Origin of the sequence: Pseudomonas sp. 18173, from assembly GCF_050432945.1 — a bacterium.
In the GTDB taxonomy this organism is placed as follows: domain Bacteria; phylum Pseudomonadota; class Gammaproteobacteria; order Pseudomonadales; family Pseudomonadaceae; genus Aquipseudomonas.
Window position 1 is genome coordinate 22,151 of record NZ_JBKFTN010000001.1, and the last position, 22,727, is coordinate 44,877.

Annotated in this window: 24 protein-coding genes; 11 read left to right on the forward strand and 13 right to left on the reverse strand. The window is 61.3% G+C overall.

What is annotated here, in order from left to right; translation table 11 throughout:
* Positions 1-51: 51 nt before the first annotated feature.
* Positions 52-1,677: a methyl-accepting chemotaxis protein gene (locus ACLD1X_RS00105; protein ID WP_429365612.1), complete on the reverse strand. Its 1,626-nt coding sequence runs from the start codon at positions 1,675-1,677 to the stop codon at positions 52-54.
* Positions 1,678-1,949: 272 nt separating this feature from the next.
* On the opposite strand from ACLD1X_RS00105, the gene ACLD1X_RS00110 reads away from it, so the two are divergent.
* The 4 genes from ACLD1X_RS00110 (at position 1,950) to ACLD1X_RS00125 (ending at position 6,683) form a co-directional block, all read left to right on the forward strand.
* Complete coding sequence (locus tag ACLD1X_RS00110; protein WP_429365613.1) at positions 1,950-2,972, forward strand: transporter; 1,023 nt, start codon at positions 1,950-1,952, stop codon at positions 2,970-2,972.
* A 233-nt stretch (positions 2,973-3,205) separates the two neighbouring features.
* Entirely contained in the window at positions 3,206-4,819 is a 1,614-nt protein-coding gene (locus tag ACLD1X_RS00115) for an inorganic phosphate transporter (RefSeq protein ID WP_429365614.1), read from the forward strand.
* Positions 4,820-5,097: 278 nt separating this feature from the next.
* The gene (locus ACLD1X_RS00120) at positions 5,098-5,964 is read left to right on the forward strand and encodes a hypothetical protein (protein WP_429365615.1); all 867 of its coding nucleotides are present in this window, start codon (positions 5,098-5,100) and stop codon (positions 5,962-5,964) included.
* Positions 5,961-6,683: a TylF/MycF/NovP-related O-methyltransferase gene (locus ACLD1X_RS00125; protein ID WP_085717129.1), complete on the forward strand. Its 723-nt coding sequence runs from the start codon at positions 5,961-5,963 to the stop codon at positions 6,681-6,683. Before ACLD1X_RS00120 ends, ACLD1X_RS00125 begins: the two co-directional genes overlap by 4 nt.
* Before the next feature lie 131 nt (positions 6,684-6,814).
* Here ACLD1X_RS00125 and ACLD1X_RS00130 read toward each other — a convergent pair whose 3' ends face one another.
* The gene (locus ACLD1X_RS00130; protein WP_429365616.1) at positions 6,815-7,711 is read right to left on the reverse strand and encodes a LysR family transcriptional regulator; all 897 of its coding nucleotides are present in this window, start codon (positions 7,709-7,711) and stop codon (positions 6,815-6,817) included.
* 122 nt (positions 7,712-7,833) lie between these two features.
* On the opposite strand from ACLD1X_RS00130, the gene ACLD1X_RS00135 reads away from it, so the two are divergent.
* A complete protein-coding gene (locus tag ACLD1X_RS00135) occupies positions 7,834-8,592 on the forward strand; it encodes an SDR family NAD(P)-dependent oxidoreductase (protein ID WP_429365617.1) in 759 nt (252 codons plus the stop codon).
* Positions 8,593-8,731: 139 nt separating this feature from the next.
* Here ACLD1X_RS00135 and ACLD1X_RS00140 read toward each other — a convergent pair whose 3' ends face one another.
* A complete protein-coding gene (locus ACLD1X_RS00140; protein WP_429365618.1) occupies positions 8,732-9,166 on the reverse strand; it encodes a multidrug/biocide efflux PACE transporter in 435 nt (144 codons plus the stop codon).
* Positions 9,167-9,256: 90 nt separating this feature from the next.
* Between ACLD1X_RS00140 and ACLD1X_RS00145 the strand changes: the two genes are divergently transcribed.
* On the forward strand, positions 9,257-10,111 hold the full coding sequence (locus ACLD1X_RS00145; RefSeq protein WP_429365619.1) for a LysR family transcriptional regulator: 855 nt from the start codon (positions 9,257-9,259) through the stop codon (positions 10,109-10,111).
* A gap of 119 nt (positions 10,112-10,230) precedes the next feature.
* Here ACLD1X_RS00145 and ACLD1X_RS00150 read toward each other — a convergent pair whose 3' ends face one another.
* The 3 genes from ACLD1X_RS00150 to ACLD1X_RS00160 all read right to left on the reverse strand — a co-directional run bounded on the left by ACLD1X_RS00150 (position 10,231) and on the right by ACLD1X_RS00160 (position 12,303).
* A complete protein-coding gene (locus tag ACLD1X_RS00150; RefSeq protein ID WP_429365620.1) occupies positions 10,231-11,466 on the reverse strand; it encodes an RNA polymerase sigma factor in 1,236 nt (411 codons plus the stop codon).
* Entirely contained in the window at positions 11,467-11,811 is a 345-nt protein-coding gene (locus ACLD1X_RS00155; RefSeq protein ID WP_429365621.1) for a YciI family protein, read from the reverse strand.
* Between the two features lie 66 nt (positions 11,812-11,877).
* The gene (locus ACLD1X_RS00160) at positions 11,878-12,303 is read right to left on the reverse strand and encodes a YybH family protein (protein WP_429365622.1); all 426 of its coding nucleotides are present in this window, start codon (positions 12,301-12,303) and stop codon (positions 11,878-11,880) included.
* A 141-nt stretch (positions 12,304-12,444) separates the two neighbouring features.
* Between ACLD1X_RS00160 and ACLD1X_RS00165 the strand changes: the two genes are divergently transcribed.
* Positions 12,445-12,930, forward strand: coding sequence for a GNAT family N-acetyltransferase (locus ACLD1X_RS00165; RefSeq protein WP_429365623.1), 486 nt, complete (start codon positions 12,445-12,447; stop codon positions 12,928-12,930).
* Positions 12,931-13,046: 116 nt separating this feature from the next.
* Here ACLD1X_RS00165 and ACLD1X_RS00170 read toward each other — a convergent pair whose 3' ends face one another.
* The 3 genes from ACLD1X_RS00170 to ACLD1X_RS00180 all read right to left on the reverse strand — a co-directional run bounded on the left by ACLD1X_RS00170 (position 13,047) and on the right by ACLD1X_RS00180 (position 14,849).
* Entirely contained in the window at positions 13,047-13,535 is a 489-nt protein-coding gene (locus ACLD1X_RS00170) for a GNAT family N-acetyltransferase (protein ID WP_429365624.1), read from the reverse strand.
* Between the two features lie 98 nt (positions 13,536-13,633).
* A complete protein-coding gene (locus ACLD1X_RS00175) occupies positions 13,634-14,119 on the reverse strand; it encodes a GyrI-like domain-containing protein (protein WP_429365625.1) in 486 nt (161 codons plus the stop codon).
* A gap of 67 nt (positions 14,120-14,186) precedes the next feature.
* Positions 14,187-14,849 (reverse strand): LysE family translocator, encoded by a 663-nt coding sequence (locus ACLD1X_RS00180; RefSeq protein ID WP_429365626.1) that lies wholly within the window; start codon positions 14,847-14,849, stop codon positions 14,187-14,189.
* 139 nt (positions 14,850-14,988) lie between these two features.
* Between ACLD1X_RS00180 and alaC the strand changes: the two genes are divergently transcribed.
* A complete protein-coding gene (gene alaC / locus ACLD1X_RS00185) occupies positions 14,989-16,200 on the forward strand; it encodes an alanine transaminase (protein ID WP_429365627.1) in 1,212 nt (403 codons plus the stop codon).
* 126 nt (positions 16,201-16,326) lie between these two features.
* Here the strand turns inward: alaC and ACLD1X_RS00190 are convergent, their stop codons facing one another.
* Positions 16,327-17,679: a GntP family permease gene (locus ACLD1X_RS00190; protein WP_429365628.1), complete on the reverse strand. Its 1,353-nt coding sequence runs from the start codon at positions 17,677-17,679 to the stop codon at positions 16,327-16,329.
* Between the two features lie 81 nt (positions 17,680-17,760).
* Positions 17,761-18,294 (reverse strand): gluconokinase, encoded by a 534-nt coding sequence (locus ACLD1X_RS00195; protein WP_429365629.1) that lies wholly within the window; start codon positions 18,292-18,294, stop codon positions 17,761-17,763.
* A gap of 215 nt (positions 18,295-18,509) precedes the next feature.
* On the opposite strand from ACLD1X_RS00195, the gene ACLD1X_RS00200 reads away from it, so the two are divergent.
* Positions 18,510-19,541, forward strand: a complete 1,032-nt coding sequence (locus tag ACLD1X_RS00200; protein ID WP_429365630.1) for a LacI family DNA-binding transcriptional regulator — start codon at positions 18,510-18,512, stop codon at positions 19,539-19,541.
* A gap of 192 nt (positions 19,542-19,733) precedes the next feature.
* On the opposite strand, the gene ACLD1X_RS00205 is transcribed toward ACLD1X_RS00200, so the two are convergent.
* Entirely contained in the window at positions 19,734-19,982 is a 249-nt protein-coding gene (locus ACLD1X_RS00205; RefSeq protein WP_007974480.1) for a DUF6124 family protein, read from the reverse strand.
* Between the two features lie 379 nt (positions 19,983-20,361).
* On the opposite strand from ACLD1X_RS00205, the gene ACLD1X_RS00210 reads away from it, so the two are divergent.
* Both ACLD1X_RS00210 and ACLD1X_RS00215 read left to right on the forward strand, forming a co-directional pair.
* Positions 20,362-21,000, forward strand: coding sequence for a glutathione S-transferase family protein (locus ACLD1X_RS00210; RefSeq protein ID WP_429365631.1), 639 nt, complete (start codon positions 20,362-20,364; stop codon positions 20,998-21,000).
* Positions 21,001-21,148: 148 nt separating this feature from the next.
* Positions 21,149-21,697, forward strand: a complete 549-nt coding sequence (locus ACLD1X_RS00215) for a hypothetical protein (RefSeq protein ID WP_429365632.1) — start codon at positions 21,149-21,151, stop codon at positions 21,695-21,697.
* Positions 21,698-22,184: 487 nt separating this feature from the next.
* Here ACLD1X_RS00215 and ACLD1X_RS00220 read toward each other — a convergent pair whose 3' ends face one another.
* Entirely contained in the window at positions 22,185-22,724 is a 540-nt protein-coding gene (locus tag ACLD1X_RS00220; protein WP_227698141.1) for a methyl-accepting chemotaxis protein, read from the reverse strand.
* Positions 22,725-22,727: the final 3 nt, after the last annotated feature.

Here is a 22,727-nt window from a genome sequence, read left to right on the forward strand (position 1 = left end):
ACAAAAAAGCCGCACGATTGAGCAATCGTGCGGCTTTTTTGTGTTCGGGATTCAGGCGCTCAGGCGCGCCGTCACCTCGTTCAACTGCCCCGACAAACCGTGCAGGTTGCTGCTGGCCGCTTCAGTGCGCTGTACGTTGTCCAGGTTGGTGCTGGCGATGCTGGTGATCTCGGTGAGGTTGCGCGAGATGTCTTCAGCCACCGAGGTCTGCTCTTCGGCGGCCGTGGCGATCTGGCGGTTCATGTCGCGGATGGCTTCCACGGCCAGGGTGATGCGTTCGAGCATGGCGCCAGCCTCGGTCACTTGCTGCACGCTTTCTTCGCTGCGCGATTGACCGCTTTCAATCGCCTGGGCTGCTTCCACCGCGCCGGTCTGCACGGTCTGGATGATCTGGTTGATCTCGATGATCGACGCCGCCGTGCGTTGGGCCAGGCTGCGCACTTCATCGGCCACCACCGCGAAGCCGCGCCCGGCCTCACCGGCGCGGGCCGCTTCGATGGCTGCGTTGAGCGCCAGCAGATTGGTCTGTTCGGCGATGCCGCGAATCACTTCCAGGACCTTGCCGATGCGCCCACTGTCGGTTTCCAGTTGGCGGATGACCGTGGCGGTGTTGGCGATTTCACCGCGCATCCGGGTGATGGTGTGGATGGTGCCCTGCATGACTTTTTCGCCCTGCTGGGCGGACTGGTCGGCATCGTCGGCGGCCCGCGCCGCTTCGGCGGCATGCCGGGCAACTTCCTGTGCCGTGGCGGACATTTCGTTCATCGCCGTGGCCACCTGATCGGTGCGGTTGAACTGCTCGTTGGTGCCGCCCGCCATCACGGTGGCAATCGAATTCAACTCGCCGCTGGCGCTGTCCAGGTCCGACGCGCTGCGCTGCAAGCGGCTGAAAGTGTCGGCGAGGAAATCGCGCAGTGTGTTGGCGGCCATCGCCAGTTTGCCCAACTCGTCCTGACGGGTACTGGCCACGCGCTCGGCAACACGCCCCTGGCTGAGCTGCGCCACATATTCGATCAGCTTGCGGATCGGCTCGACCAGATTGCGGTTGACCAGCCACAGGCTCAGCAGGCCGATCAGCAGCCCCGACACCAGCATCACGACAAGCCCCAGCAACACCGTGCGATCGGCACTGGCGCTGATCAGGGTCGATTGCTCGGCGCCCTGCTTGCGCAACTCGCTGACCAGTTCACTCATCTGGTCGCTGGTGGCGCGGTCCACGCCCTTGACTGCCGTGTCGCCCGCCGTCGGGTCGCCGCCTGCGGCAACGAACGCGTCCCGGCCCTTCTGATAGGCCGCGCCCAACTGACGATGTTCGTCACGCAGGCGTTCAATGCGGCGCTTGAGTTGCGGGTCGATACCCTTCTGCCCGGCCAGTTCGCCAAGGATGTTTTGCACATCGCGCTGACGCTCTTCGAATTGCCCCCAGTACTTGCTCAGGTCCGCCGGTTGCTTGCCGCGCAACAACACGTTTTTCCATTCCTGAACTTGCACCTTGAATTGCAGGTTGGCTTCATCGATCAATTGCGAAGTATGCAGCGGGCCTTCAATCAGATTGGCGTAGCGCTGCACGCCACTGGACAGCAAGTGAAAGCACGCCAGGGCAATCAACAGCATCGCCAGCAGGCTGCCGCTCAACAGGGCGAGAATTTGTGCTCTCAGGGACTTTTGCAAAAGCATCGGAGGGTACTCATGACAGGAATGAGGCACGCCCAGGCAAGGCGTGAAAGGTGTCCGGACATCCCTGTCTGCGATCACGGCCGAGGCCTGCGGCGCGCAACTGAACCCAAGCGTGATCGGAGTGCCAGAGCGGTTCTTGAGAAAAATCCGACCGCCGGTAGAGCAATCGTTTACGTTATTTTCCTGTCACAAAAACGTCATCACGGCTTGCGATCATGCCGCTCAAGTGAACCTGTAAAACACGTGACAGGCGCCTCCCCTTGCGAGTCCTCATGAACCACAGCATCGATCAAAGCCATCGCGACACGGATCTGTTCGGCCTGCTCTACGGTTTCAGTTTTCGCCCCGGTGAGGCCGGCCGGGAAATCAATTCCGCCGAGGCCTTGCAGTACCTGCAACAACCGGAGAGCGACGAGCAATTCCTGTGGCTGCACCTGAACCTCGCCCACGCTGCGTGCGAACGCTGGATGAAGAGCCATCTGGAATTGCCCGAGGAGTTTTTCGAAGCCCTGCACGAGGGCTCGCGCTCTACACGCATCGAGCATGTCGACTCCGCGTTGCTGGCGGTGGTCAACGACGTGGTGTTCAACCTCAGCAACATGGTGTCCTCGGATGTCTCGACCCTGTGGGTGTGCGCCCGTAGCCGGCTGATCATCAGCGCCCGCCTGCAACCGCTGCACTCGGTGGACAAATTGCGCTCGTCGGTGAAAGCCCGGGAATGCTTTCGCTCGCCGCTGGAACTGCTGGTGCATCTGCTGCGCGATCAGGGGGAAGTGCTGACCCAGATCGTGCGCAGGACCAGCCAGAGCGTGGATCAGATCGAAGACGAATTGCTCTCCTCGCGGCTGTCGACCAACCGCGCCGAGTTGGGCGCCAATCGCCGGGTGCTGGTGCGATTGCAACGGCTGCTGGCACTGGAGCCAGGCTCGTTGCTGCGCCTGCTCAACCGACCCCCGCAATGGCTGCAAAAGGAAGACGTGAAGGAATTGCGCAAATCCACCGAAGAGTTTGCGCTGATCATCAACGACCTCACGGCGCTGGGTGAGCGGATCAAGCTGCTGCAGGAAGAGATCGCCGCCAACATCAACGAGCAGACCAACCGCACGCTGTTCACCCTGACGGTGGTGACGGTGCTGGCGCTGCCGATCAATATCATCGCCGGTTTCTTCGGCATGAACGTCGGCGGCATTCCGCTGGCCGGTGACCCGGAAGGTTTCTGGATCCTGGTGGCGCTGGTCGCGACCTTTACCGTGATCGCCGGACGCTGGGCGTTTCGCAAGCAGCAGGATTACTGAACGCAACTGCAGTCCCTGTGGGAGCGGGCTTGCTCGCGAAGGCGTCGGCAAATCCAACATTGTTGTCGGCTGACACACCGCTTTCGCGAGCAAGCCCGCTCCCACAGTTTTCCGCGCTCGACTTCAGATCAGCGGCCCTGCAAAAAAAACCAAATACTGACCCAGAGCAGTCTCCCTGTAACAATTGGCAACGATTATCACTGGTACTCCTTCCCTCCTCAGGAATGTCTGTGATGGCTACGCCCTCCTTCACCGCCGCCCCGACACCCGCCAGTAGCGCCAGACTGCAATTCGACAAAAAACCCAGCCTGATCACCGTCGTGGTGTTTGTGGCCGTGCTGGCCATCGGCTTGTTGTTTACCGCCTACAGCCTGATGCACGACATGAACGAACTCGGCACGGTGGTGACCACCTGGACGCCGTTCCTGCTGCTCGGCGTGGCGCTGCTGATCGCCCTGGGCTTCGAGTTCGTCAACGGCTTCCACGACACCGCCAACGCGGTGGCCACGGTGATCTACACCCACTCGCTGCCGCCGAACGTGGCGGTGGTCTGGTCCGGGTTCTTCAACTTCCTCGGGGTGCTGCTGTCCAGCGGCGCGGTGGCGTTCGGCATCATCGCCCTGCTGCCGGTGGAGCTGATCCTGCAAGTCGGCTCGTCCGCCGGGTTCGCGATGATCTTCGCCCTGCTGATCGCCGCGATCCTGTGGAACCTCGGCACCTGGTGGCTGGGGCTGCCGGCGTCGTCATCGCACACCCTGATCGGCTCGATCATCGGGGTCGGCGTGGCCAATGCCCTGATGCACGGCCGCGACGGCACCAGCGGTGTGGACTGGGCCCAGGCGACCAAGATCGGTTACGCCCTGCTGCTCTCGCCGCTGGTCGGCTTCGGCTGCGCCGCGCTGCTGTTGCTGGCCCTGCGCGCGTTCGTCAAGAATCGTGCGCTGTACAAGGAGCCAAAGGGCCAGACCCCGCCGCCATGGTGGATTCGCGGCCTGCTGATCATGACCTGCACCGGTGTGTCGTTTGCCCACGGCTCGAACGACGGCCAGAAAGGCATGGGCCTGATCATGCTGATCCTGGTCGGCACGCTGCCAATGGCGTATGCGTTGAACCGCACCATGCCGGCGGATCAAGCGTTGCAGTTCGCCGCGGTCGCCGAAGTCACCCAGCAAGCATTGGTGAAAGCTGCGCCGCTGCCAGCACCCGCCGACCCGCGGCCGGTGCTGTCCGAATACGTGCGCTCCAAGCAGGCGACCCCGCAATTGGTGCCGGCGCTGGCCGCGCTGACCGGCAGCATCGGCGCCCAGGTGAAAAGCTATGGCTCGCTGTCCAAAGTCCCGGCCGAAGCCGTGGGCAACGTGCGTAACGACATGTATTTGAGCAGCGAAACCATTCGCCTGATGGACAAGAACAAGGTCGGCAATTTCGACGCCGACACCAACGGCAAGCTGCAACTGTTCAAGCAACAGATCGACAACGCCACGCGGTTCATTCCGTTGTGGGTGAAGATCGCCGTGGCCATCGCCCTGGGCCTGGGCACCATGGTCGGCTGGAAGCGCATCGTGGTGACCGTCGGCGAGAAAATCGGCAAGACCCACCTGACCTACGCCCAGGGCGCCTCGGCAGAAACCGTGGCGATGCTGACCATCGGCGCCGCCGACATGTTCGGCCTGCCGGTGTCGACCACGCATGTGCTGTCCTCGGGTGTGGCCGGGACCATGGTCGCCAACGGTGGCGGTTTGCAGATGAAGACCATCCGCAACCTGCTGATGGCCTGGGTGCTGACCTTGCCCGCGGCGATCCTGCTGTCGGGCAGCCTGTACTGGTTGTTCACGCAGTTGTTCTGATTGTGGGAGCGGGCTTGCTCGCGAAGACGGCGTGTCAGTCGACATCGATGCTGAAGGTCAGACCGCCTTCGCGAGCAAGCCCGCTCCCACAGGGTACAGGTTCGAAGCACATCATCCCGGCGGGTTTTCCCGCCGGGATTTTTTTCGTCCAGCGGCACGGCATTTGCTCACAAACTCGAGGGCTTGCGCTTTATTGACGCACCACGCCTCCGGCAACCCTTCAGTTTGTTAGCGCGATGCCGACTCATAAGACACTCGATGTATTCAGGAGAGGAACCGTGAATCTGTACATCAATCAGCTGCAACAGAAAGCTGACTTTAAAGAAGCCATTTACGCGGGCGATATTTTCCTGAACACGCAGTTACGCGCAGCCAAAGAACTCTGTGCTTTCGCGCAGGCAAGCATCACGGCCGCCTTCGATGGCGAAACCAACCACCAGGCGCTGCACACGCTGATGCCGGTGGAAGAGTTCGTGGTATTGGTCACCCGCCTCAAGGGCCAGTTCACCAACAGCCTGCGGGCCAAGGAGCTGATCCGCAGCTTCACCGACGAAATCGGTGCCGCTCCCGAGGAATTCATTTTCGACGTACCGCGCATCCGTGTCGTGCCCAACTACGACTACCTGCACGCCGGCGTCAGCTATGCCTACAAGCCCCATCGCGATACCTGGTACGGCGGTGTCGACTGCCAGATCAATACCTGGATGCCGGTCTACACCATCCAGCCGGACCAGACGATGATGATCAACCCGGCCTACTTCGATGTCCCGGTGAAAAACACCTCGGCGCAGTGGAGCCTGTCTGACTGGATCGACGTACAACGCCAGCGCGCCAAGGACAACGTCAAGGAAGAGGCACGCCAGCACCCGGTGCCCACCGAATCGATCAACGATGCCAGCGAACTGCGCATTGCCGGCAACACCGCCGAGATGCTGGTGTTCTCCGGTTCGCACCTGCACGGCACCGTGCCCAATTACACGCAACAAACCCGCTTCAGCGTGGATTTTCGCCTGATGCACCTCGACGACCTCAAGCACCGGCGCGGCGCGATCAACGTCGACAGCGCCTGCCCGGATGTCGGCGCCGGCTTCAAAGACTACTTCCACGTCCACGACTTTTCGAACTTCCAAGGAATCCCGCAATGACCAAGCGTCGCATCACGCCTGCCGAGGCCCAGTACAACGAAACCCGTTCCGGCGTCCTGAAACGAGTCGATGCCGAATACGTGGCCGACGCCCCATTCGTCTTCGCCAACCGCATTGGCGTGACCGCTGCGCTGTCGCGCATGGAGCTGTTCAAGAAGGTCGCTGAAGTACCGGGCGCAATCATCGAGTGCGGCGTGTACAAGGGCAACTCGTTGATGCTCTACATGCACCTGTCGATGATTCTCGAGCCGTATGCGATCAACCGCTCGATCGTCGGCTTCGACACCTTCGAAGGCTTCCAGAGCATCGACAAGAAAGAAGATCCGGCCGACGTCAACGAAACCATGTTCGCCGACACCGACCAGTCGCTGATCCAGGACATGATCGACGCCAACGACCTGCTGCGCCCGGTCAACCGCATTCCGCGTTGCGAGCTGGTCAAGGGCGACATCGTCAAGACCGTACCGGAGTGGGTCAAGACCCGTCCCGATCTGGTCGTGGCCATGCTGATCCTCGACACCGACCTGTACGAGTCGACCAAAGTCGCGCTGGAAACCTTCCTGCCGTACATGCCCAAAGGCGCGATCGTGGTGCTCGACGAAGTGGCCTACCGCAACTTCCCGGGCGAAACCAAGGCCCTGCGTGAAGTGCTCGACCTGAACAAGATCGAACTCAAACGCCTGCCGTTCGATTCGTGCGTGGGTTACTTCCACGTCTGATCCAAAGGCCTGGAACCAACCCAAAACCCTGTGGGAGCGGGCTTGCTCGCGAAGACGGAGTGTCAGTCGCCATCATTGCTGAATGACATACCGCTTTCGCGAGCAAGCCCGCTCCCACAAAAAGCCCGGGTTCAGGCTTGCGAGCGGATCACCTCCCCCAGCCAGTCCATGAACACCCTCACCCGCAACGGCAAATGCCGCTGCCGGGCGTAGAGCAGTGATGCCTCCATGGACGGCGCGTTGAATTGCGGCAACACCTCCACCAATTCACCGTTTTGCAGGTATTGCTGCATGCCCATCCTCGGCGCCTGGATCAGGCCGAAACCACCCAGGCAGGCGGCCTCGTAGGCATCAGTGCTGTTGACCGTGACACTGCCGGCCATCGGCATTCGCTGCACCTGCCCCTTGTCGACGTACACAAACCCTTCCGAACGCCCGCCCAGTACGCCGACGTAGTGCACCAGCCGATGCTGTGCCAGGTCTTCCAGGCGCTCGGGCACGCCATAGCGCTGCACATACGCAGGGCTGGCGCAGTTGACCATGGTGAAGTCACACAGGTGTCGCGCCACCACCGATTGATCCGGTTGGGCGCCGATGCGCAGCACGCAATCGAAGCCTTCGGCGAGCAGATCGACCCGGCGGTCGGTGCTGCTGATTTCCAGTTCAAGCAACGGGTGCCGCGCCATGAACTGCGGCAAGCGCGGCATCACCACCCGGCGCGCGAGAATGTTCGGCAGGTCGATGCGAATCCGCCCGACCAGCGACGCCTCGTCCTGGCGAAACAATCCCTCGATTTCGTCCATGTGCGACAACAGGTCCTTGCTGCGCTCGTACAACACCAGGCCATCCTGGGTCGCCTGCACTTTGCGCGTGGTGCGTTGCAACAGGCGAGTGCCGAGCAAGACCTCCAGGGCCTTCACATGCTCGGACACCGTTGAGCGTGGCAGGCCCAGGCTTTCGCCAGCCAGGGTGAAGCTCGACATCTCGCTGACACGGACAAAGGTGCGCAACAGTTCCAGTTTGTTCATCGGCCTGCTCTTTTATTGTTCGGATTAACCGACCAGTGATTCCGGTTTCACTCTGTTTATCACCACCAAGCGGATAAATAAACTTCCTCACATCAACCGCCCACTGCACCTGAGGAAGTCCCATGAACCGTAAAATCGCACTGATCACCGGCGCCAGCCGAGGCCTCGGCAAAAACGCAGCCCTGCACCTGGTCGCCCAAGGCATCGACATCATCGGCACCTACAACAGCCGCGCCGATGAGGCGCAGGCACTGGTGGCCGAGATCGAAAGCCTCGGCGGTCGCGCCGTCATGCTGCAACTGGACGTCGCCCGGAGTGAGCAGTTCGACGCCTTCGCCAGCGACGTGGCAAAGGTCCTGCACAGCCACTTCGAACGCGAGCGCTTCGACTTTCTGGTCAACAACGCCGGGATCGGCCTGCACGCCAACTTCGTCGACACCACCGTCGAACAGTTCGACCTGTTGGTGAACATCCACTTCAAGGGGCCGTTTTTCCTGACGCAGACGCTGTTGCCATTGCTTAATGACGGCGGGCGCATCGTCAACATTTCCAGTGGCCTGGCCCGCTTCAGCCTGCCGGGGCACAGTGCCTACGCGGCGATGAAAGGCGCGATGGAAGTGCTGACCCGCTACCAGGCCAAGGAACTCGGCGCGCGCAACATCGCGGTGAACATCCTGGCACCGGGGGCGATAGAAACGGATTTCAGTGGCGGCGCCGTGCGCGACAACCCCGAGTTGAACACGCTGGTGGCGAACAACACCGCCCTGGGGCGCGCCGGCTTGCCGGATGACATCGGTGCCGCGATTGCGCTGCTGTTGGCGCCGGGTAGCCAGTGGATCAATGGCCAGCGCATCGAGGCGTCGGGAGGGATGTTTCTATAAGACGCCTAACAACGGCGATTGGAATACCCTGTGGCGAGGGGGCTTGCCCCCGTTGGAGCGCGAAGCGGTCCCAAGCTTTGCGGCTGCTTCGCAGCCGAAACGGGGGCAAGCCCCCTCGCCACAAAACCTGGTTCGCTATTTAGCAAACCTCGCGAGCCACCACCATCCGCTCGCGGACCACGTCATACACCCAGTGATAGACGTAGGTGTACGGCAGGAAGAACAGCAGCACGCCGATATCCAGCAGGAACGCCTGCCACAGGCTGACATTCAGCCACCAGGCAATCAGCGGCACGCCGAGGGCGACCAGGCCGCCTTCGAACAACAGCGCATGCACCACCCGGACCCAGGCGTTGTGCACGATGGCGAAGCGCTTGAGCACCCGGTCGAACAGGCCGTTGAAGACCACGTTCCAGGCGAGGGCCAGCGCTGCAATGAGGAGGGTGACCATGCCCATTTCCAGCATCGGTTTGTTCATGATCCAGGCCAGCAACGGGGTACAGATCAGGATCGCCAGCAGTTCGAAACCGATGGCCTGGAAAATACGTTCAGTAATGGATTTGTTGGCGCTCATGGCCGAACTCCCTTGAGTGACTGTGGTTGCCATGATCTGTCATCACACCGATACTTCATAACCAATAACCATCGATCAAGGCGATAGTTCATGGCCTCTCACGAAGTGTTGCTGGCGTTTGTCGAAGCCGCGACCCAAGGCTCGTTTTCCGCGGCGGCGCGCAAGCTGGGCCGCAGTCAGTCGACCATCAGCGCGGCGGTGGCCAGCCTGGAAATCGACTTGAACCTGACGCTGTTCGACCGCAGCAGCCGCAAGCCCGGGCTGACCCCGGCCGGGCGCGTGATGCTGCAACGGGCCGAGGACATCCTGGCCGCCACCAGTCGCCTGGAAATGACCGCCAGCCAATTGTCCCAAGGGGTGGAGGCGAAGCTGACGGTGGCGCTGTCAGACACCTATCAGTCGGACCGCTTCGAGGCGTCACTCAGTGCCTTCGAGCAGCGTTACCCGGACCTGGAACTCGAATGCCTGATCGCCGAATGCGATGACCTGGTGTCCCTGGTGCAAAGCGGCCGGGCGCAGATCGCCTTCGCCGAAATGCAGGACAGCTACCCGCCGGACCTGGTCAGCTCGACGGTGGACGAACGCACGGAAATCGCCCTGTTCGTGTCCCCGGCACACCCGTTGGCAACTTTGGACTACGTCGATCAGGACGCACTGCAGCAGCACCGCGAGCTGCGCCTGGCCACCATCATCAATCCCTATGAAAGCCGGGCGAAGGGTCGCGTCTGGTCGGCCCCGAGCTACCTGATGCTGTTGGAAATGGCCCAGGGCGGATTCGGCTGGGCGCCGCTGCCCCGCTGGCTGGTCGAGCGCTTCGGGCCTGGTTCGTTACAGGAACTGGTGGTGCGTGGATGGCCGAAAACGGTGTCGGTGGATGCGTTGTGGTCGCGGCTGAATCCACCGGGGCCGGCGGGAAGCTGGTTGCTGGGCAAGATGCTGGAATAGTGGTGCGGCCATTCGCGAGCAAGCCCGCTCCCACAGGTCATTGTGTCGATCACAAAATCTGTGTGCACCACCGTCATTGTGGGAGCGGGCTTGCTCGCGAAGAGGCCAGTAAGATCACATCAATCCAAGTCCTTGAGCCGCCCTTCGATAAACCGCCGCTCCGGCTCTTGCCGGGTCAACGCCAGCGCCCGCTCCCACGCTACCCGCGCCTCTTGCTTGCGGCCCAGTTGCCGACAAAACTCCGCCCGCGCCGAATACACCAGGTGATAGTCGAGCAGCTCTCCGCGCTCCAGAATGGCGTCCACCAACGTCAGCCCCGCCAGTGGTCCATCCCGTTTCGAAATCGCCGCCGCCCGATTCAGCTCGATCACTGGCGACGGCACAGCCCGCAGCAGCACGTCATACAGGCCGACAATCTGCGGCCAATCGGTTTCCCCCGCCGTCGGGGCTTCGGCATGCACCGCCGCGATGGCCGCTTGCAGGCAATAGGGTCCGAATCGCCCCATGCCCAACGCCTGCTCGATCAGCGTGCAGCCTTCAGTGATCAAGCCGGCGTCCCACAGCGAACGGTCCTGTTCATCCAGCACAATCAACTCGCCGCTCGCCGAGGTCCTGGCCGGGCGGCGCGACTCGTGCAACAGCATCAACGCCAGCAAGCCCATCACCTCCGGCTCCGGCAACAGCTCCACCAGCAACCGGCCGAGACGGATCGCCTCGCGGGTCAATTCCTCGCGGATCAGCTCGGCCCCGACGGACGCCGAATAGCCCTCGTTGAACACCAGGTAAATCACCCACAATACGCTGTCCAGACGCTCGGGCAACTCAGCCAGCGTCGGCACCTGATAAGGGATTTTCGCGTCGCGGATCTTCGCCTTGGCGCGCACGATGCGCTGGGCGATGGTGGCCGGGGCCGAGAGAAAGGCCCGGGCGATTTCTTCCGTGGTCAGGTCGCAGACTTCCCGCAGCGTCAACGGCACTTGCGCGTCCGCGGCCAGGGCCGGGTGGCAGCAAGTGAAGATCAGCCGCAGGCGATCGTCTTCCACGTCTTCATCACTCCAGTCGGCCTGTTCCAGCGCCTCCAGCTGCGCGATCAACAGGGGTTGCGACGCGGCAAAACGCGCACGCCGGCGCAAGGCATCGATGGCCTTGAAGCGCCCGGTGGACACCAGCCAGGCCCGCGGATTGTCCGGCACGCCATCACGCTGCCAGCGTTCGACCGCGATGAAAAACGCCTCGTGCAAGGCTTCTTCGGCGAGGTCGAAATCCCCCAGCAAGCGAATCAGGGTCGCGAGAATCCGCCGCGAGTCTTCACGATAGACCCGCTCGACCTGGGCCTGAACCGGCAACCCCGGCATCTAAGGATTCAACTGCCGAACGGGGCGCACTTCGACACTGCCGACCCGGGCCGCCGGAATGTTGCCGGCGACTTGAATGGCTTCGTTGAGATCCCTGGCATCGATCAGGTAGAAGCCGGCCAGTTGCTCCTTGGTCTCGGCGAACGGACCATCGGTGATCGACATCTTGCCGTTGCGCATGCGCACCGTGGTGGCGGTCTGCACCGATTCCAGCGCCTCGGCGGCGACCATCCGGCCGCTGCCCTGGATCGATTCGGCGTAGGCCATGCACTCCGCGTCCTTGGGGCTTTCCGGTAGCGAATGCAGCAGATGCTCATCGCTGTAGACCAGGCATAAGTACTTCATCACGCGCTCCTTTTCGAACGATCAACTATGGCCGCCGATTGGCATTGCGGCTCGGCTTCCCGACGATCAGGGCTTGAGGTCGAACAGCGCCGCGCCGCTGGCCATGTCGAATGGCGCCGACCAATGTTCGTGGACAATCTGCCACAGCCCGTCTTCCTGGCGATAGCACGCACTGCCGCGCATCCAGCAGGCCTGGGTTTCGCCCTTGTCGTTGGTACCGCCGCAGTGGGCCAGCCAATGGGCGAAGGCGATTTCCTGGGACGCCTCGATGCGGATGTCATGGAATTCGAAAATGTGCGGGCCGGGGCACATCTTCATGCAATCCTCCCAATGCGCGCGATACGCCGGTTTGCCTTTGAATTGCAGGGCCTTGACCGCGTCGAAGGAGACGATGTCGTCGGCATACAGGGTCATGACTTTATCCACGTCCTTGGCCATCACGGCCTGACGATAGGTCTCGATCAGGTTCTGGATCTGGGTTTGCGAGTTCATGGTGGTTCTCCGTGGTTTTTATAGTGAAGACACCCTTAGTCGTCCGGCGATCCGGCAAATCGACAGGTGAAATAAAAATAATCCAAACCACCAGACTCGCTAGAATCCGGGATTCATTCATGTAGGAAAAAGGACAATCCCGTGACAGCTCGACTCGTGCCTTATGAAAGCCTGAACGCGCTGCAACGCCAACAGGTCGAGGCCATCGAAGTGCACCCGGAGCAAATCAGGTTCTGCGGTGATATCCACGGTGCCCTGCACACCCTGCTGTCTCGGCCCGGCCCCGGCGTCAAGGGATTCGCCCTGCTGGCCGAAGGTGTGCCCGTCGCGTTCCTGCTGCTCAAGCGCCCGCCGGTGTTGCCGGCCTGGGCCGATGAACACAGCGCCACCCTGCATGCCCTGCAAGTCGATCAACGCGCGCAGGGCAAAGGCTACGGCAAGGCCTGCCTGCAGGCACTGCCCGAGGCGGCGCGCCGAGCCTGGCCGGAAATCAAGGGGCTGGAGCTGTCGGTGGATGCCGACAACGAGGCGGCCATCGCCCTGTATGCCAGGTTTGGCTTTGTCGACAGCGGCGAGGCGTACAAGGGCCGGATCGGCTATGAGCGGCGGATGGGCCTGACCTTTTGAGATGACCGAATGTGGGAGCGGGCTTGCTCGCGAAAGCGGTCTGCCTGACACATTGATGTTGGATGTGCCGACCCCTTCGCGAGCAAGCCCGCTCCCACAAGGGATCTCCAACAGTCTTACAACTTCAATACCATCTCATGCCACGCCATGCCGCCGTGGTCGGACGCCGAGGGTTTGATGTAGGCAAAACCGAACCCGGCGTACAGCGGAATGTGCCGTTCCTTGCACATCAGGTTGATGCTGACCTTGCCCAGCGCGCGCATGCGCTCGATGAAATCGCCCATCAGCCGTTTGGCCAGGCCCTGCCCCTGGAAATCCGGATGCACCACTACCGACATGATCACCACGTGCGGCCCGGCCGGGTCGTGGCCGATCAGTTCCTTGAACGCCTCGTCCGACATTTCCACCTGAAACGCCGCCCCGGAATTGATGAAACCGGCGACGACTCCGTCCACTTCAGCGACGATAAAACCCTCGGGCCAGGTGGCGATGCGGGTGGCGATCTTCTCGCGGGTCGCGGCTTCGTCACCTTCATAGGCGAGGGTTTCGATGGCAAAGCAGCGGTCAAGATCGGCAGGGGTGACGTTGCGGATGACGGTGTTCATGGCAGCTCGGGATCAGCGTGGGTAAGGCTGGGGATGATAAATCAGCTGCCGTGGGACATCGAGAGACGAATCGGCTGATCCGCCTCCCGCTGCCGGTGTCAGGCCTTGATCGGCAACCAGATTTCCAGCTTGCCGGTGTTGAGCCTGGGGTTGAAGTCTTCGCTGTAGCGTTCGAACTCCGGGGCCGCCAACAGCTCGTGGCCGGACTGCGGCAGCCACGTACCATGGATGTACTGGAAGGTTTGCGGCAGGGTGTCCAGCGGTCCCTTGTGTTCAAACACCACGTACTGCTGCGGCTGAATTTCCACCCAGCGATAGGTTTCCGGCAAGTCGTCGAGTTTGCTGATCTCGACGCCAGCGATGTAATCGAAGCCGCCCTTGCCGTCGAAATTGCAGCAGACGCCGTAGGTGACTTCGCCCTTCTGTCCCGGAACATTGCCGATGTGGGGGATGAACTTCTCCCAGAGTTCGGGAATGCCTTGTATGGTTTGCTGGGTGAATGCTCCGCCCAGCCCCGCAATCAGCAGGAAGTGTCCGTGTTCGAAGCGTGGTTCCGTCACTTCAACGCGTGTTTGCTCATCCATGGCTCGACTCCTGACGCATGAAAATGGGTTCGGCTGGGAGTATAGAAGCCAAACCCGATTCGCCCAATTACAGCGCGTGCAGCTGCTCTACGGCGGCGGCACCGACGAACTCGTTGTAGCCAGATAGAATCACGTAGACCGCGAAATAGCAGAAGATCGCCGCCGATGCCATGTAGGAATAGCGCAGCAGTTTGTCACCGAGCAACTTGCCGCCGTGGCTCGCGGCGAAGCACAAGCCTGCCGACCAGAGCAGCCCGGCACAGAGGAAACCACCGAGAAACAGTGCCGAACTGAGCGGGCCACCGCCACCGGAACGGGCGATCAGCGTGCCGCCAACGGCCGCGAACCAGAGAATGGCGCTGGGCGAGGACATGGCGAGAAAAATCCCACGGAAGAATTCCTTGCGGTGGGAATTGTTCCCCACCTCCGCCGTCTCGGCCAGCAACGCCTCGTGGTGAATCGCCGAATAGATCATCTTCGCCGCGAAGTACACCAGCAGCGCCGAGCCACCGATCCACAACACCCAGCGCACGCTTTCGTACTGCAGCAACACGGTCATGCCGGCCAGTGCCAATACGGCGTAGATCAGGTCGCCGACGCAAGTCCCCAGCCCCAGCGCAAAGCCCTGGAAATAACCGCGCTGCATGGCCAGGGTGATCATCGCGATGTTGGCGACGCCTATGTCCAGGCACAGCGAAAGGCTCAGCAAGAAGCCACTGGAAAATTCCATCGACCCAATTCCTTCGGAAAAATTTGTTTACATGGAGGCTGGACAGTCTGCCACAGCTGCCCGTACATTCCGCCACAGGTCACCGCAGTGACCTGCGTCGCTCGGACGGTTCCGGGCGCTTACGTTATCCGAGGCAACAATGGCCGAACAAGGTTCGCCGCGCCGCTTTGCGCGCATCGATCGACTCCCCCCTTACGTTTTCAACATCACTGCCGAGCTGAAGATGGCCGCCCGTCGTCGTGGCGAAGACATCATCGACTTGAGCATGGGCAACCCCGACGGCGCCACGCCGCCGCACATCGTCGAAAAACTGGTGACGGTGGCCCAACGCGAAGACACCCACGGTTACTCCACCTCCAAGGGCATTCCGCGTCTGCGCCGGGCGATTTCCAACTGGTACAAGGAACGCTACGAGGTCGACATCGACCCGGAAAGCGAAGCCATTGTCACCATCGGTTCCAAGGAAGGCCTGGCGCACTTGATGCTGGCCACCCTGGACCAGGGCGACACCGTGCTGGTGCCGAACCCGAGCTACCCGATCCACATCTACGGTGCCGTGATTGCCGGCGCCCAGGTGCGGTCGGTGCCGCTGGTGCCGGGCGTGGATTTCTTCGCCGAACTGGAGCGGGCCATTCGCGGCTCGATCCCGAAGCCGAAGATGATGATCCTCGGCTTTCCGTCCAACCCCACCGCCCAGTGCGTGGAGCTGGATTTCTTCGAACGGGTGATCGCCCTCGCCAAGCAGTACGACGTGCTGGTGGTGCATGACCTGGCCTACGCCGACATCGTCTACGACGGCTGGAAAGCCCCGTCGATCATGCAGGTGCCGGGCGCCAAGGACATTGCGGTGGAGTTTTTCACCCTGTCCAAGAGCTACAACATGGCCGGCTGGCGCATCGGTTTCATGGTCGGCAACCCGGAACTGGTCAACGCCCTGGCGCGGATCAAGAGCTACCACGACTACGGCACCTTCACCCCGCTGCAAGTGGCGGCGATTGCCGCGCTCGAAGGCGACCAGCAGTGCGTGCGCGACATCGCCGAGCAGTATCGGCAGCGACGCAACGTGCTGGTCAAGGGCCTGCATGAGCTGGGCTGGATGGTCGAAAACCCGAAGGCGTCGATGTACGTCTGGGCGAAGATTCCCGAGGCCTACGCGCACCTGGGTTCGCTGGAGTTCGCCAAGAAACTGCTGGCCGAGGCCAAGGTGTGTGTCTCGCCGGGCGTCGGGTTTGGCGAGTACGGCGATGATCACGTGCGCTTTGCACTGATCGAAAACCAGGACCGGATCCGTCAGGCCGTACGCGGGATTCGCGGGATGTTCCGGGCGGATGGACTAGTAACCAAATCCTGACACCCTGCACAAAACACTGTGGGAGCGGGCTTGCTCGCGAAAGCGGACTTACATTCAACATCTTCATTGAATATTAAGCCCTCTTCGCGAGCAAGCCCGCTCCCACATTGGGTTTTGCGGTGACGCTTAGACGAACAACGACAACAGCAGGATAAAGCCCAGGCCCACCACCGACAGGATGGTTTCCATCGCAGTCCAGGTCTTGAAGGTTTCCGCCACGGTCATGTTGAAGTACTGCTTGACCAGCCAGAACCCGGCGTCATTCACGTGAGACAGGATCAACGAACCGGCACCGGTGGCCAGCACCAGCAGCTCACGGTTCACACCCGGCATCATCCCCACCACCGGCACCACGATGCCAGCGCCGGTAATGGTCGCCACGGTCGCCGAACCTGTGGCGATACGAATCACCGCCGCCACCAGCCAGGCCAGCAGGATCGGCGAGATCTGCGCGGCCACCGCCATGTGGCCGATCACGTCACCCACGCCGCTGGTGACCAGCATCTGCTTGAAGCCACCACCGGCACCGATGATCAGGATGATCGCGGCGGTCGGTGCCAGGCTCGCATCCAGCCATTTCAGGATCTGTTGCGAACCGATGCCCTGCTTGTGACCGAAGGTGTACAGCGACAGCAGCAACGCCAGCAGCAGCGCCGAGATCGGGTGACCGATCAGGTCCATGAAGGTGCGGAAGAAGTTGCCGTCCGGCAGTACGACGTCGGCAAAGGTCTTGAGCAGCATCAGGAACACCGGCGACAGCACGGTCACCAGGGTGATGCCGAAGCTCGGCAGATCGGCGGAATCCGACTCGCGCGCCAGTTGATCCACCAGCTCCTGATTCGGATGACCGGGGATGTGCTTGGCAATGAAGGTACCGAAGATCGGACCGGCAATGATGGCCGTCGGCAGCGCCACGATCAGGCCGTACAGAATGGTCTTGCCGATGTCGGCACCGAACACGCCGATGGCCAGCAACGGACCCGGGTGCGGTGGCACCAGGCCGTGTACCGCCGACAGGCCGGCCAGCAGCGGGATGCCGATCTTGATGATCGACACACCGGTACGGCGGGCCACGATGAACACCAGCGGAATCAGCAACACGAAGCCGATTTCGAAGAACAGCGGGATGCCGACCAGGAACGCGGCGAACATCATCGCCCACTGCACCTTGTCCTTGCCGAAGGCACGGATCAACGTCTGTGCAATCTGATCCGCACCGCCCGATTCGGCCATCATTTTGCCGAGCATCGTGCCCAGCGCGAGGATGATGCCGACAAAACCGAGTACGCCACCAAAACCGTCCTGGAACGCCTTGATGATGGTACCGATCGGCATGCCGGAGGTGAGCCCGAGGAAAGCAGCGGCAATGGTCAGGGCAATGAACGGGTGAAGCTTGAACTTGGTGATCAGGACGATAAGCCCGATCACCGTGACCACTGCATCGAGCAGCAGGAACGTCTCGTGGGACATGCCAAACATTGGGGGTGTCTCCTGGTTGTTGTTGTTATTAAAGCGGGTTAATCAGAAGCCGTGAGGACAGCGCTGTCTTTGCAAGCACGCTCATACCGCCTGCTTCAGGCCATTCGCCTGCCACCAGACATGAGCCTGCGCGGCCAGTTGCTCGACGCTGTGGGTCGAGGCATCCAGCGCCAGGGTCAACGGCTCGCCGACGGGCGATTCGAGGGTGGCGAACTGGCTGGCGATCAGGGTCGACGGCATGAAGTGGCCCGGCCGATGGGACACACGATCAGCGGCCACCTCGGGGGTCAGCTCAAGGAACACGAAACCCAGGCCCGGCAAGGCACTGCGCAGACGTTCGCGATAGATATGCTTGAGCGCCGAACAGGTCAGCACCGGGCGCTGGCCCAGGGCGTCGACACGGCGCAGCTCATCGCACAGGCTGTCGAGCCAGCCGGCGCGGTCTTCGTCGTTCAGGGGGATTCCCGCGCTCATCTTTTCGATATTGGCGGCAGGGTGGAAAGAGTCGCCTTCAATGGCAGTGGCGCCGCTCAGTTGGCACAGGGCCTCGCTGACGCACGTCTTGCCGCAACCGGCAACGCCCATGATGACCAGGGCGGTGATGGGATGATTCATGTAACACCTCAGCGCGCAGACAGCGCTACCTTTGCCAGTTATGACACTAGACCAAAAGCAGGAGTTGCCGACGCCTTTCTTGTCATTTTGTGGGTTGCAGCAGGTTAAGTCTCAACGCCAGAAAGCGAGGATCAGGCGAACCCCCGCTCACGCATTTGCAGCTGCATCGAGACAGCGCTACCTTAGTGCCTTGAATTTTGTTTGGCAAGCCGTCGATGAACACAACCAAGAACGATAAAAATACCCGTACCACTGGCCGCCCTACCCTGAACGAAGTTGCCCGACTGGCCGGCGTCAGCCCGATTACCGCCTCCCGCGCCCTGCGTGGCGTCAGCACCGTGGCCACCGAACTGGTGGAAAAAGTGCAGAAAGCGGCGCTGGATCTCAACTACGTCGTCAACCCAGCCGCCCGCGCCCTGGCCTCGGCCCAGAGCCATTCGGTGGTGGTGTTGGTGCCGTCGCTGTCCAACCTGCTGTTCATCGACACCCTGGAAGCCATTCATCAGGTTTTGCGGCCCAAGGGCTTCGAAGTGCTGATCGGCAACTTCCATTATTCACGCGATGAAGAAGAAAACCTGCTGCGCAACTACATGGCCTATCAGCCTCGCGGTTTGTTGCTGACGGGTTTCGACCGCACCGAAAGTTCACGGCGGATGATCGAAGCCAGCAACATTCCTTGCGTGTACATGATGGAGCTGGACAGTGCGGCCGGGCTCAATTGCGTTGGCTTTTCGCAACTGGCGGCCGGCGAAACGGCCGCCGAACACTTGCTCTCTCGCGGTCGCAAGCGCCTGGCCTACATCGGCGCGCAACTGGACCAGCGCACCTTGCTGCGCGGCGAAGGCTTCCGCAAAGCCCTGCAAAAAGCCGGTTTGTATGACCCGGACCTGGAAGTGCTGACGCCGCGCTCGTCTTCGGTCGGCCTGGGTGGGGAACTGTTCCTGCAACTGCTCGCCAGTCATCCCGATGTCGATGCGATCTTCTTCGGCAACGACGACCTGGCCCAGGGCGCCCTGCTTGAAGCCATGCGCAATGGCATCAGGATTCCCGAGCAGGTGGCGATCCTTGGTTTCAACGACTTGCCCATGTCCGAACACATGGTCCCGCGCCTGAGCAGCATCAATACCCCGCGCGAGGCCATCGGCCGCCGTGCGGCGGAGCAGATGCTTACGCTGATGGCCGGCAATACCGTGGCCAAGCCGGTGCAGGACATGGGGTTTGAGTTGAAGGTGCGCGAGAGTACATAGGCACCCACATCAATTTAGTCAGGCAAGGGACATTGTGGTGAGGGGGCTCGCCCCCGTTCGGCTGCGGAGCAGTCGTTATCCAGTTCACTTGGTTTAACGGTATGACCGCAGTTTCTGTTTTGGGGTCGCTTCGCAACCCAACGGGGGCAAGCCCCCTCGCCACAGGGAAAGCCTCTCGCCCCCGCTCAGTGTTCAGTCCTGCGGATCAAGGTTATCCAGTACGCGATTCACCGCCAGCTCGGCCAGCATGATGATCTGTGCAATTGCCAGCGCCGTGTTGCGCTGACTGCCTTCCAGAAACGTAGCAAAGTCATTGGTCATGACACTCGCCGAGGCCAGTGATTCGCAGGCGTGCGCCAACAGCGTTTCGTTGTTGATGCCAGGCGAGATGGAGAACATGGGGCTGGGATTGCGTGGGGGGTTGGGCGTAGGCTTGAACATGGCAATGCTCCTAGAGTGATGGAGCTGCCACGATTCGCTGCTAGACGAAATTAAGGTGGCAGCCGTGCGTGGGCTAGCAGACCAGGACTCTAGAACCCGGTAGACCCGAAGGTCTTCCCACACACAGCCGCCATAACGTGAACCAATCACGAACGGTGGACGCCATGCGTCTAAAGTATCCAGGCTGCTAGACCCGATCGCTGAATTTGCAGCGACACGGAACGATAGAGTCCGGATACCAGGCGCACAAGTCGGCGGATTCTGGCGTAGTCGTAGGCAATTCTGCAAGAAACCACTGCCTGCGCAAATTCTCTGAAACCCCTTTCCTTCAGACCACTCCTACAATTACAGACACGCCATTCGCGATGGAGCTGCTCAAATGGAACACACCCTGAAGATTCTCGGCAAAGCCTCGTCCATCAATGTCAGAAAAGTCCTGTGGACCTGCGAAGAACTGGGCATAACCTACGAACGCGAGGACTGGGGTAGCGGCTTCGCGTCCACCCACAGCCCCGAGTTTCTCAGGTACAACCCCAACGCCCAGGTGCCGGTGATCATCGACGACGCCGGTGTACTGTGGGAATCCAATACCATCTGCCGTTACCTGGTCGGCAAACACCACCACCATCACAGCGAGTTGCTGCCCACTGAACCGGCGGCACGCGCCCGGGTGGAACAGTGGATGGACTGGCAAGCCACCGAGCTCAATCCGTCCTGGCGATACCCGTTCATGGCACTGGTGCGCAAGGACCCGGAATTCCAGGACCCCCATGGCCTTGAAGTCGGCGTCCGCGGCTGGAACCAGAAGATGGGCATCCTCGAGCATCAACTCGCGACCACCAAGGCCTATGTTGCCGGACCGCGCTTTACCCTGGCCGACATCGTCATCGGCCTGTCGGTCAACCGCTGGCTGATGACCCCGATCGAGCGCCCGGACTACCCCGCCGTCGATGAATACTTCAAACGCCTGGCGCAACACCGCGGGTTCCTCAAGCATTGCTGCAACGGCTTGCCCTGAATGGCCGCAGGTTGCCGCCCGGCGGCAACCGCTGACCGATGCTGCATGACCATGCTTACTCCAACCATTTGATTTTGTGGGCTTTTATCCGCGAGGCACGCTATTTGCTCAGGCCACGTACCGCCATCACCCACAAGGTCTCTTCATCATGTTGGTCAGTGCAAAACAATCATTGGTGACCCCACTCCCCAAGCGTCCCGGTGACGAGCCGTCCGCCGATGCCGCCGCGGGTCTTCAGGGCGGCATGCAGGCCGTCATCGCCCAGGCCATGCAAAACAATGTGCAGGCGCAGACCACGGCCACCCGACAAGTGCAGGACTCCGCCACTCAAATCGCCACTCAGCAAGTCAGTGGGGCGAGCAAGATCAGCGACAACGTCGACGAAGCGTTCGCCAAGACCCGCGTGAACCTGCAAGCGACAGACGTCACCAGGCTCAGCGACGGCTCGGCCACCGCCGAATTCAAGGACTACATGAGCAAAACGCCTGAACAGCGCCTGCGCGACAGTATCCTGAAAGAGATGGGCATTACCGAGGAAGACTTGAAAGCCATGCCGCCGGAGAAACAGCAGGCGGTCGCTCAGGAAATTGCCGATCGCATGAAAGACAAAATGCAATTGGCGCAGGCCGACAAAGACAACGGCAGCGCAGAAAAAGGCAGTACCCAGGTGGTCGACAAGTTCCTCGCCTCGCTTTAATCCAGGCGCAAAAAAAAGGGTCCCTCTACCGGGACCCGTGGTTAATTGCCGCGCTTTTTTTTTGTAGGAGCGAGCTTGCTCGCGATGCACTCAAGAGCGCCACGTTCACCCCGGAAAACCGCGTAAGCGTTATCGACCATCGCGAGCAAGCTCGCTCCTACAGTGGATCAGCGTTTGAGCTTGCTCGCGATGCACTCAAGGGCGCCACGTTCAACCAGGAAACCCGCGTAATCGTTATCGACCATCGCGAGCAAGCTCGCTCCTACAGTGGATCAGCGTTTGAGCTTGCTCGCGATGCACTCAAGAGCGCCACGTGCAACCAGGAAACCCGCGGAATCGTTAACGACCATCGCGAGCAAGCTCGCTCCTACAGTGGATCAGCGTTTGAGCTTGCTCGCGATGCACTCAAGCGCGCCACGTTCAACCAGGAAACCCGCGTAATCGTTAACGACCATCGCGAGCAAGCTCGCTCCTACAATTGCTCCACCTAGTTCAATTGCAACGTCGAATTGAACTGACTGATCGCATCCACCACATGCCGCGAGCCCTGCTGGATTTCCAGGATCACCTCCCCCGCCTCGTTCGCCAGTTCCACGCCCAGGCCGGTTCGGCTCAAACTCGATTGCATGCTCGACACCGCGCTGAGCGACAAATCGTGGTTCTTGCGCACCACCTCGACAATCTCCAGCGTCGCCTGGCTGGTGCGCGCCGCGAGGCTACGCACTTCATCGGCCACCACCGCAAACCCGCGCCCGTGCTCACCGGCCCGTGCCGCTTCAATCGCCGCGTTGAGTGCCAGCAGGTTGGTCTGATCGGCAATGCCACGAATGGTCTGCACGATGGTGCCGATGATGTCGGACTGTTTGCTCACGGCATCGATGCTCAGCGCCGCTTCGTTCAGGTCCCGGGAAATGTCCTGGATGATCTGCACCGTCTGCTGCACCACCTCGGAACCCTTGCGTGCACAGACGTCGTTTTGCACCGAGGTGCTGTGGGCCGATTCGGCGGCGGTTTGCAGGGTGGTCATCTG

Excerpts from the sequence above, each read along its gene's own strand:
- ACLD1X_RS00180 (WP_429365626.1), bottom strand. The coding sequence starts at position 14,849 with ATGGAATTTTCCAGTGGCTTCTTGCTGAGCCTTTCGCTGTGCCTGGAC.
- ACLD1X_RS00220 (WP_227698141.1), bottom strand. The coding sequence starts at position 22,724 with ATGACCACCCTGCAAACCGCCGCCGAATCGGCCCACAGCACCTCGGTG.
- ACLD1X_RS00160 (WP_429365622.1), bottom strand. The coding sequence starts at position 12,303 with ATGAACTCGCAAACCCAGATCCAGAACCTGATCGAGACCTATCGTCAG.
- ACLD1X_RS00210 (WP_429365631.1), top strand. The coding sequence starts at position 20,362 with ATGGAACACACCCTGAAGATTCTCGGCAAAGCCTCGTCCATCAATGTC.
- ACLD1X_RS00190 (WP_429365628.1), bottom strand. The coding sequence starts at position 17,679 with ATGTTTGGCATGTCCCACGAGACGTTCCTGCTGCTCGATGCAGTGGTC.
- ACLD1X_RS00110 (WP_429365613.1), top strand. The coding sequence starts at position 1,950 with ATGAACCACAGCATCGATCAAAGCCATCGCGACACGGATCTGTTCGGC.
- ACLD1X_RS00145 (WP_429365619.1), top strand. The coding sequence starts at position 9,257 with ATGGCCTCTCACGAAGTGTTGCTGGCGTTTGTCGAAGCCGCGACCCAA.
- ACLD1X_RS00150 (WP_429365620.1), bottom strand. The coding sequence starts at position 11,466 with ATGCCGGGGTTGCCGGTTCAGGCCCAGGTCGAGCGGGTCTATCGTGAA.
- ACLD1X_RS00115 (WP_429365614.1), top strand. The coding sequence starts at position 3,206 with ATGGCTACGCCCTCCTTCACCGCCGCCCCGACACCCGCCAGTAGCGCC.
- ACLD1X_RS00200 (WP_429365630.1), top strand. The coding sequence starts at position 18,510 with ATGAACACAACCAAGAACGATAAAAATACCCGTACCACTGGCCGCCCT.
- ACLD1X_RS00130 (WP_429365616.1), bottom strand. The coding sequence starts at position 7,711 with ATGAACAAACTGGAACTGTTGCGCACCTTTGTCCGTGTCAGCGAGATG.
- ACLD1X_RS00125 (WP_085717129.1), top strand. The coding sequence starts at position 5,961 with ATGACCAAGCGTCGCATCACGCCTGCCGAGGCCCAGTACAACGAAACC.
- ACLD1X_RS00205 (WP_007974480.1), bottom strand. The coding sequence starts at position 19,982 with ATGTTCAAGCCTACGCCCAACCCCCCACGCAATCCCAGCCCCATGTTC.
- ACLD1X_RS00215 (WP_429365632.1), top strand. The coding sequence starts at position 21,149 with ATGTTGGTCAGTGCAAAACAATCATTGGTGACCCCACTCCCCAAGCGT.
- ACLD1X_RS00195 (WP_429365629.1), bottom strand. The coding sequence starts at position 18,294 with ATGAATCATCCCATCACCGCCCTGGTCATCATGGGCGTTGCCGGTTGC.
- ACLD1X_RS00155 (WP_429365621.1), bottom strand. The coding sequence starts at position 11,811 with ATGAAGTACTTATGCCTGGTCTACAGCGATGAGCATCTGCTGCATTCG.
- alaC (WP_429365627.1), top strand. The coding sequence starts at position 14,989 with ATGGCCGAACAAGGTTCGCCGCGCCGCTTTGCGCGCATCGATCGACTC.
- ACLD1X_RS00135 (WP_429365617.1), top strand. The coding sequence starts at position 7,834 with ATGAACCGTAAAATCGCACTGATCACCGGCGCCAGCCGAGGCCTCGGC.
- ACLD1X_RS00105 (WP_429365612.1), bottom strand. The coding sequence starts at position 1,677 with ATGCTTTTGCAAAAGTCCCTGAGAGCACAAATTCTCGCCCTGTTGAGC.
- ACLD1X_RS00140 (WP_429365618.1), bottom strand. The coding sequence starts at position 9,166 with ATGAGCGCCAACAAATCCATTACTGAACGTATTTTCCAGGCCATCGGT.
- ACLD1X_RS00175 (WP_429365625.1), bottom strand. The coding sequence starts at position 14,119 with ATGGATGAGCAAACACGCGTTGAAGTGACGGAACCACGCTTCGAACAC.
- ACLD1X_RS00170 (WP_429365624.1), bottom strand. The coding sequence starts at position 13,535 with ATGAACACCGTCATCCGCAACGTCACCCCTGCCGATCTTGACCGCTGC.